The sequence below is a fragment of the Waterburya sp. genome (assembly GCF_058530065.1).
In genome coordinates this window covers 1-3,685 of record NZ_JBZNBU010000340.1, presented here as the reverse complement: position 1 = coordinate 3,685, position 3,685 = coordinate 1, and the positions used below count along the sequence as shown (strand labels likewise).

Below are 3,685 nucleotides of genomic sequence, written 5' to 3'. Positions count from 1 at the left end.
AGTAAAATCGGCAACTGTACGGGTAAAACGATTGGCTCGGTTTGAGAGTTATCAAAGTTGTTGCTATAGTTGACCGTTGCTTCCCCAATTTCCGTTAGCATCGCTTCAAAAGCTACGGGAGCGAGTCTAGTTTCCGTATAGCGCATTGCTGCGGGGGGATCGTTATCTACCGAGCCAAAATTACCATGACCATCTAGTAGAGGATAGCGGGTAGAAAAACTCTGTACTAATCGCACCAAAGCATCGTATACCGACTGATCGCCGTGAGGGTGATACTTTCCTAAAACATCCCCCACAACCCTGGCACATTTACGATAGGGTCGATCTGGAGTTAAGCCTAGTTCGTACATAGCATATAAAATACGCCGATGCACGGGTTTGAGTCCATCCCTTACATCAGGTAAAGCTCTCCCAACAATGACGCTCATAGCATATTCAAGATACGACCTCTCCATTTCTTGATGTAGAGGAGTAGGAATGATTTGACCATTACCTAGCAAATTAAGCTGTTGTGCCATTAAAAAGAGTCTCCAAGAATTAAGGGAAATATTTAGTCATTGCACTTCCAGTCGCCAAAAATGCAATTGCTTCTCAAGGGAAATAATAAGAGTATAAAAATATAGCGCAATTAGACCTTAGAGGTGTTAAGCTGTGCTATCAGAATTTAGTAAATCATCATTCAACATAAGATAGTTCGATTTCATAAACTTTTGATTTTTGTGTTTTTTAACATCTAGTTTTTCTAGCTAAACAGAATCTTGACTAAAATCTATGACAACGGTTTTGATTGTAGAAGACGATCCCATCAATTTGCGGGTTTTTTCCAAAATACTAACAAAAAAAGGCGGTTTGCAAGTCAAAGGAACAGAAATTGTTGAAGAAGTATTGCAATACGCTCGTTCTGGCGATGTCGATGTCATTTTAATGGATGTTGCCCTAGCTAATAGTATTTATGAGGGAAAACCCGTAGATGGCATCAAAATAACTCAAATGCTTAAATCTGACTCTAAAACCAAAGATTTACCGATAATTTTAGTTACCGCTCACGCTATGGAAGGCGATCGCGAGAATTTTTTAGAGCAGAGTGGTGCGGATGGTTATATTTCTAAACCTGTAGTCGATCATGAAGCATTTATTCAACAAATTATCTCTTTGATTGATAAAACTTAATTGGTTGGTGGTTAGTAGTTAATAGTTAGTCGTACTTAAACGGTTTTGGATTAATTACTAGTAAAATAGTACTACCAAACTGACCAAAGTTTACTTCTTAAAAATTGTTGGTAACAAATCCTCTTGAGAGCGATGGCAGTTTACGTTGATTAAATTTTGTCCGTCAACACCTGCCATAAAAGTTTGGGAACAAAAAAAGAGGCGGGAGATTTTAAGGAATGAGCTATTTCTATAAAGGAGACATATACTTGAGGATCTTGGCTGGCTAGTTTTTGTATTTTTTGAATGTATGGTTGCAACAAACTATCGATCGCCCCAGGCTCTATTCTTCCTGTTGTCTGGAGAAAACGGGAATCTTGGGCTGTAGCTAAATTCCAATGGGGAGCATTACTTTTGGCTAAATTCTGTTGAAAAGCAGAAGAAGATAATTTTTGAGGAAAAAACGAGCGACTGGCTTGCTGTAACCATTCCCGTAAAACTAAAACAGCCAAAGCACTGACAGTCATTCCTTGACCGTATACAGGACAAAGAGAACATACCGCATCTCCTAAAACAATAAATCCCCCAGGAAGATCTATTTGTTCGTAATGGCGCAAACGATTGGTAGTGGCTCTATAGGCATAGATAGGAGATGTCGGTTCGGCTTGAGCGATCGCCTGATAAAAACTCGGATCGCGCAAACTACGAGCGAAATCTAAAAAACCTTTATCTTCAATAGGAGGAAAATTGCCTTCATAACCCCCTAATGTAGCAATCCACTCTCCCCCTTCAATGCGAGCTAAATAACCTAGTTTGGGGTGTTCTGGGGGAACGTGACTGATGAGCATTACCTTCCAAGGATCGTTAAAGTCTTTTGGCTCTCGATAGCGACGGGTAGCATAGCCGAGATTGCCATCAATCTTAGTTTCTGCTGGTGTCGGTATGCCAATATTGGCTAACCATTGGGGTGTCTTAGAACTACGCCCGCTACAATCTACAACTAATCGAGCCATTAAATTCTTTTCCTCTTTACTTTTAGCCGAGTTAACCGTTATTCCCGCGACTCGATGTTGTTGTTTGTCATAAATTAAACTTTTGACCCGATGCTTTTCCCAAAATTTAATTTCAGGTCTTTTGCACACGCAGTTGGCGATCGCCCATTCTAACAAAGGACGACTGCAAGTTACAGAAATCAAGTCCGTAGCTTTGGGAGTACGAGCAAACCATCCATTTTCGACGTAACTGTAAAATTCCTGCCCCCAATCAATAGTTAAAGCTCCTCTAGCTAGTAATTCAGCCTTAAAATCCGCACCGAATAATTCTGTTAAAATTCTGTAGCCTTTAGTTAAGAGAATATGGGGTTGTACCGATTGTGGAACTCCTTTACGCGATCGCGGTTCGGTGGGCAAAGAGTCTCTTTCAATCACAATTACTTCGGTAAAATAATCGGCAAGTATCCAAGCTGAGAGCAATCCAGCTATACTACCACCAATTACAACCGCTCTATCTCCAAGACGATCCGTTCGATTCATGGTTTCTAATCTGCAAGGTTAAAATTACTGTTTTATCTATAGCAGGTTTATCAATTAATAATTGATAATTAAGCAACCCAATTGCCAGAGGGATTTATAAATTATGAGTCACAGTCAAAACTCGTTAGAAAAAAAATTAGGTACTTATTTACTTTTGAGTGCGATCGGTTTTCTGATGTTATTTCCTCTATTGTGGTTGATTGGAACTTCTTTAAAATCTCCCACCGAAGACATTTTTACTTTTCCGCCCCAAATTTTTCCCTCCCAACCTACTTTCAATAACTTCATTAAAGTTTGGGATACCGAACCTTTTGGCTTATACCTTTACAATAGTGCACTCGTTGCCCTAACTACAGTCGGTTTAAATTTACTCTTCTGTTCTCTAGCTGCCTATCCCCTAGCCCGTTTAAATTTCAAAGGACAAAAATTAATCTTCACTCTAATTCTGACGACGATCGCAATTCCGTTTCAGATCGTGATGATTCCCTTATATATTTTGGCAGTCAATTTAGGACTGAGAAATACCTACTTAGGGATTATCTTGCCCAATCTTGCTTCTGCTTTTGGGATCTTTCTCCTCAGACAAGCTTTAAAAGCCGTACCCTTAGAACTAGAAGAAGCTGCCAGAATTGATGGCTGTTCCGAATTAGGCATTTGGTGGAATATTATGATTCCCGCCATCCGCCCAGCCTTGTTAACCCTGGCAATCTTTGTCTTTATCGGTTCTTGGAGCGATTTTCTTTGGCCTTTAATTATTTTAGACAATCCTGATTACTATACTTTACCCATTGCTGTGGCTAATCTAGCTGGTTCTTTTTCCTTAGATTGGAGATTGGTGGCAGCAGGTTCGGTAATTTCCATCGCCCCTGTCTTATTATTATTTCTCTTTCTTCAGCGATATATCGTTCCCACCGATGTTGGTAGTGGAGTTAAAGGTTAAATTATTAAAAGATCCCTGTTAGCTATTGAAAAAAGTGTAAGGTTAACGATCGGATTTCATCTCT

The 3,685-nt window shown here is 39.7% G+C and carries 4 protein-coding genes; 2 read left to right on the top strand and 2 right to left on the bottom strand.

The annotated features are described in order from the left end of the window. The coding region (locus AC33VI_RS20380) for a DNA gyrase subunit A (protein ID WP_491784094.1) at positions 1-518 on the bottom strand (518 nt) is incomplete at its 3' end. A 253-nt stretch (positions 519-771) separates the two neighbouring features. Here AC33VI_RS20380 and AC33VI_RS20375 point away from each other — a divergent pair. Further along, on the top strand, positions 772-1,170 hold the full coding sequence (locus tag AC33VI_RS20375; protein WP_491784093.1) for a response regulator: 399 nt from the start codon (positions 772-774) through the stop codon (positions 1,168-1,170). Between the two features lie 149 nt (positions 1,171-1,319). Here AC33VI_RS20375 and AC33VI_RS20370 read toward each other — a convergent pair whose 3' ends face one another. Further along, complete coding sequence (locus AC33VI_RS20370) at positions 1,320-2,681, bottom strand: FAD-dependent oxidoreductase (protein ID WP_491784092.1); 1,362 nt, start codon at positions 2,679-2,681, stop codon at positions 1,320-1,322. 103 nt (positions 2,682-2,784) lie between these two features. Between AC33VI_RS20370 and AC33VI_RS20365 the strand changes: the two genes are divergently transcribed. Then, positions 2,785-3,621, top strand: a complete 837-nt coding sequence (locus tag AC33VI_RS20365; RefSeq protein ID WP_491784091.1) for a carbohydrate ABC transporter permease — start codon at positions 2,785-2,787, stop codon at positions 3,619-3,621. Positions 3,622-3,685 lie beyond the last annotated feature (64 nt).

Excerpts from the sequence above, each read along its gene's own strand:
- AC33VI_RS20370 (WP_491784092.1), bottom strand. The coding sequence starts at position 2,681 with ATGAATCGAACGGATCGTCTTGGAGATAGAGCGGTTGTAATTGGTGGT.
- AC33VI_RS20365 (WP_491784091.1), top strand. The coding sequence starts at position 2,785 with ATGAGTCACAGTCAAAACTCGTTAGAAAAAAAATTAGGTACTTATTTA.
- AC33VI_RS20375 (WP_491784093.1), top strand. The coding sequence starts at position 772 with ATGACAACGGTTTTGATTGTAGAAGACGATCCCATCAATTTGCGGGTT.